Raw genomic sequence first — 5,248 nt, 5'->3', positions numbered from 1 at the left:
CGTCGCCGCCTTCGACGACGACCGAGTCGGGACGCGTGAGCCACGCGACCGGCTGGTACCCGTCGGCGTCGTGGACGAGCGTGGTGTCGTCCGGCTTGATCAGCACGACGACGCGCCCGCGGTACGCGCGGGAGCGGTCGCCGCGTTCGGTCACGTGACAGTCGCCTGCGAGCACGCGGAGTCGTTCCGGCATGGGAGGGGTGGCCGCGGTATCGGTGTTAAGCGGTCGGGCGAGATGCGAGGGCGAGCCGGCCGAGCCCGCCCTACTCGACCCGTACCGTCCGCGCCGCGCGCACCGGCAACAGCGGCAGGTCGGGGAAGACGACCTCGACGACGAACTCCAGCTCGTCCGCGTCCGGCGGGCCGAACACCCCGACCGGAACCGTCGTCTCCCCGTCGAGGTACGTCGTCGTCGCCGTCATCTCCACTCCGTTGACGGTGACGCGGATCCCGGTCCGGGCGCTCCCCGAGACGGTCGCGACCGCGACCTCGCACAGCTCGTTCTCGCCGACGCGACGCGTCCGGGAACGCTCCCCAGTCGACGTCGACCCGCGGACAGTCGCGCGCGGCGTCGAGGATCCGCTCGGCGACGGAGCCGCCGATGCCGGCGCCCTCGAGGGCGCTCGTTCCCCCGTCGACGACGTCGGCGGGAGAGGTGATCCCCGCCTCGGCGAGCCGCTCGGCGCGGCCGGAGCCGACCCCGTCGATGGCCGTGAGCGCGACCGCCTCCCGCGAGGCGCCGTGTTCGACCCGCGCCTCGACCCGTCGGGCGAGGTTGGCGGCGCGCGGACCGGCGAACCGGTCGAGAAACTCCGCGAGCGCGGCGAGCAGTCGGAGGGCGTTCTGCCGGATTACCCACGCGTCCGAGCGGAGGTCGGCGGGGACCGAGTCGGTCATCCCGGCGATCAGGATGGCGAACACCTTGCGGTGCCCGTCCGCGAGGTCGGTGTCGCGGCCGTCGAGGATACGGTCGACCGCGTCGGCCTCCGCCGACCGCGCGGAGACCGAGTCGAACTCCTCGGCCGCGGCGACCGCCTCGAGGATCCGGTCGACAGTCAGCGTCTCTCGGTCGGCCAGTTCGCGGAACTGCCGGGCGGTCTCCAGACGCAGGTAGTACTTCGAGGCGAGCCGGCCGAGCGGCGACGGCTCGATCGCGAGGTCGTCGTCGGCCGCGACGAACCCGTCGTCGACGAGCGATTCGAGGGTGTCGCGGACGCGGTCGCGGAGGGTCGCGAAGTCGTACGCATCTGGCTCCGACTGCGCCCGAACGTAGTAGAACGTGGTCTCCAGCCACGCCATCACGTCTTCCAGCCCGCGGATGGTCCCCATCGCGATCTCGGCGTTGAGGTGCGACTCCAGGTCGGCGGCGAGCCGCGACTCGATCTCCTTGCCCTCGCGCAACAGCCGACGGTACTTGTCGGCGTCCGCGCGGTCGCAGACGACCCAGCCGTAGCCGACGTCGTCGTACCCGGGGCGTCCCGCACGGCCGAGCATCTGGAGCACGTCCAGCGACGAGATGTCGGTCTCGCCCTCCAGCGGGTCGTGGTACTTCGTGTCGCGGATGACGACGCAGCGCGCCGGGAGGTTCACCCCCCACGCGAGCGTCGACGTCGAGAAGAGCAGCTTGATCTTCCCCCGTTTGAACCACTCCTCGACGCGGTCGCGGTCGCCCTTCCCGAGCCCGGCGTGGTGGAAGCCGACGCCGTCGAGGACCGACTGCCGGAGCGTGTCGTTCGACAGCTCTTTCGCCTCGTTGTGGAAGTCGTAGTCGCCGCGGGAGTCGATCGGGATGTCCCGCTCGGCGATCTCGTCGCGCGCCTTCTTGGCCGCCTGGACCGTGTCCTGTCGCGAGGAGACGAACACGAGCGCCTGCCCGTCCTCGCGGACGTGCGGCTCGGCCAGGTCGAGCGCGCGGTAGAGCCGGCGGTACTTGTCCGCGAACGCGTTCGAGCCGTGCGAGTACGTCTTCACGCCCGTTTCGAGGTCGACCGGCCGGTACTCGTCGCCGAACGCGTAGGTCGTCTCGGCGGGCGCGTCGAGCCACTCGGCGACGTCGTCGACGTTCGGCATCGTCGCCGAGAGCGCGACGACCCGCGGGTCCTGCAGCCGGCGGAGCCGCGAGACGGTGACCTCCAGCACCGCGCCGCGCTTCTCGGAGTCGAGCAGGTGGACCTCGTCGATGACGACGCAGTCGACGTCGGTGATGAAACTGTACCGCGCGGAGTCGTGTTTCCGCGTCGCGCTGTCGGCCTTCTCCGGCGTCGTCACGAGCACGTCGGCGCGCTCGGCGCGGCGGGGGTTCAGGTCGCGTTCGCCGGAGACGACGTACACGGAGTAGCCCAGGTCCTCGAAGCGGTCCCACTCGCTCTCCTTCTCGTTGGTGAGCGCGCGAAGGGGCGCGATGAAGAGGGCCGTCCCGCCCGTATCGAGGGTCTTGCAGATGGCGAGCTCGGCGAGCGCGGTCTTCCCGGAGGCCGTCGGGGCCGACGCGACGACGTTGTGGTCGGTCTCTAAGATCCCCGGCAGCGCCTCGCGTTGCATCTGATTGAACTCGTCGAACCCGAAGGCGTCGGCGAACGCCGGCACCGCGTCCGCGACCTTCACGCCGCACCACACCCGTGGACGAGTCGGCACCCGCGGCTGTCTCGCATTGGATCGAGTCGGGGGCCTCGGGGGCAAAGGCGTTTCTCATGCGGCCGTCGAGGTCGCCATCCTCGTCGCTGCCGTCACTCTGTCGCCCAGTCGCCGCCGTCACCCTGTCGCCCCGTCGCCCCCTCCGTCGACACCGAGGGAGGCTCAGACGCCGCCTCGACCCGACCGTTTACGTAATCGGGGGTCGACCGCCCGGTATGATCCCGTCGTCGCCCGTCGTCCTCGGAGCCGCCGCCGTGCTGGCCCTGCTGGTCCTGACCGCCGTCGTTCGCCGGCTGCGCGGCCCCTCCGCGGCGGCCCGCGAGTCCAAGCGCGCCCACGAGACCGCGAAGCAGCGCGCGCCGCCGGTCGAGATCGGCGAGACCTACGAGTTCGGCGTGACCGAACTCGCCGACCACCACTCCGGCGAGGAGGTGGCCGTCGGTAAGGTCGAGGGATTCGTGATCTTCACCGAGGACCTCCCGAGCGGCGTCGAGACGGGCGACGTGATCCGCGCGAAGGTGCTCTCGTTCAACGAGGGACGCACGTCGGCGGACGCGACGTTCGTCGAGCGCGCGTGAGATCGGAACGACCCGGCGGGGCTCCCGCCGAGCATGAGGTTCATAGGTGATGGCGACGAAGGGGTGGCGTAATGGCTCAGGCCGGGAATCAGGACCTCACCGAACGGTTCATCCAGTTCTACCGGAACTACTACCGCGAGGAGATCGGCACCCTCGCACAGCGGTACCCCAACGAACAGCGCTCGCTGTACGTCGAGTACGACGACCTCTTCCAGTTCGACCGCGATCTCGCCGAGGACTTCCGCACGAAGCCCGACCAGATGCGCGAGTACGCGGAGGAGGCCCTGCGGCTCTACGACCTGCCCGCGGACGTCAGCCTCGGCCGCGCGCACGTCCGGATCGAGAACCTCCCCGAGAACGTCGACATCCGCGGGATCCGGGTCCACGACGACCACATCGGGACGCTCGTGTCGGTCCAGGGGATCGTCCGCAAGGCGACCGACGTCCGCCCGAAGGTGACCGAGGCCGCCTTCGAGTGCCAGCGCTGCGGCACGATGACGTACATCCCCCAGAGCGACGGCGGCTTCCAGGAGCCCCACGAGTGTCAGGGGTGTGAACGGCAGGGACCGTTCCGCGTCAACTTCGACCAGTCGGAGTTCGTCGACTCCCAGAAGCTCCGGATCCAGGAGTCCCCGGAGGGGCTGCGTGGCGGCGAGACGCCGCAGTCGATCGACGTCGACATCGAAGACGACATCACCGGGGAGGCGACCCCCGGCGACCACGTCACCGCCGTCGGCGTCCTCCACATCGAGCAGGTGGAGCAGGGCAACGAGAAGTCCGCCATCTTCGACCTGTACATGGACGGCGTCTCCATCGCCATCGAGGACGAGGAGTTCGAGGACATGGACATCACCGAGGCCGACCGTCAGGAGATCGTCGAGCTGTCCGCCCGCGACGACATCTACGAGGCGATGGTCGGCTCCATCGCGCCGGCCATCTACGGCTACGACGAAGAGAAGCTCGCGATGATCCTCCAGCTGTTCTCCGGGGTCACCAAACACCTCCCGGACGGCTCCCGGATCCGCGGGGACCTCCACATGCTCCTGATCGGAGATCCTGGAACCGGGAAAAGTCAGATGATCAGTTATGTAGAGAATATTGCTCCAAGATCAGTTTATACTTCTGGAAAAGGATCATCCGCTGCGGGATTAACGGCTGCAGCTGTACGCGACGACTTCGGCGACGGCCAGCAGTGGTCGCTCGAAGCCGGCGCGCTGGTCTTGGCCGACAAGGGAATTGCCGCAGTCGACGAATTAGATAAAATGGATTCGTCTGATAGGTCGGCGATGCACGAGGGGCTCGAACAGCAGAAGATCTCGGTGTCGAAGGCGGGGATCAACGCGACGCTGAAGGCCCGGTGTTCGCTGCTCGGGGCGGCGAACCCCAAGTACGGGCGGTTCGACCAGTACGAGCCGATCGGCGAGCAGATCGACTTAGAGCCCGCGCTCATCTCGCGGTTCGACCTGATCTTCACCGTGACCGACCAGCCGGACCCGGAGCGCGACTCGCGGCTGGCCAAGCACATCCTCAAGACGAACTACGCCGGCGAGCTGAACACCCAGCGGTCGGAGCTGCCGACCTCGGAGTTCACGGCCCAGGAGGTCGAGAACGTCACCGAGGAGGTGGCTCCCGAGATCGACGCCGACCTGCTGCGCAAGTACATCGCGTACGCGAAGCGGAACTGCTACCCGACGATGACCGACGAGGCGAAAGGGATCATCGAGGAGTTCTACGTCGACCTCCGCGCGAAGGGGGCCGACGAGGACGCGCCGGTGCCGGTCACCGCGCGGAAGCTGGAGGCGCTGGTGCGGCTGGCCGAGGCGAGCGCGCGGCTCCGGCTCTCTGACACCGTCGACCGCAGCGACGCCGAGCGCGCCACCGACATCGTGGAGTCGTGTCTCCAGGACATCGGCGTCGACCCGGAGACGGGGCAGTTCGACGCGGACGTCGTCGAGACGGGGACCTCCAAGAGCCAGCGCGACCGCATCAAGAACGTCAAGGGGCTCATCGCGGACATCGAAGACGAGTACGAGGAG

At 68.8% G+C, this 5,248-nt stretch carries 2 protein-coding genes and 2 pseudogenes; 2 read left to right on the top strand and 2 right to left on the bottom strand.

Annotation, left to right across the window (positions count from 1 at the left end):
* Both GJ633_RS13595 and GJ633_RS13590 read right to left on the bottom strand, forming a co-directional pair.
* Positions 1 to 193, bottom strand: a pseudogene (locus GJ633_RS13595) (endonuclease NucS domain-containing protein); the annotation flags it as partial.
* A 70-nt stretch (positions 194 to 263) separates the two neighbouring features.
* Positions 264 to 2,604 (bottom strand): annotated as a pseudogene (locus GJ633_RS13590) (DEAD/DEAH box helicase).
* Between the two features lie 245 nt (positions 2,605 to 2,849).
* On the opposite strand from GJ633_RS13590, the gene GJ633_RS13585 reads away from it, so the two are divergent.
* A complete protein-coding gene (locus GJ633_RS13585; protein ID WP_156589246.1) occupies positions 2,850 to 3,212 on the top strand; it encodes a TRAM domain-containing protein in 363 nt (120 codons plus the stop codon).
* Positions 3,213 to 3,283: 71 nt separating this feature from the next.
* Positions 3,284 to 5,248: minichromosome maintenance protein MCM (locus GJ633_RS13580; RefSeq protein WP_156589245.1), on the top strand; the 1,965-nt coding region annotated here is incomplete at its 3' end.

The organism is Halorubrum sp. CBA1125, assembly GCF_009742825.1.
GTDB lineage: Archaea > Halobacteriota > Halobacteria > Halobacteriales > Haloferacaceae > Halorubrum.
This window is presented reverse-complemented; position numbering and strand designations above follow the sequence as displayed.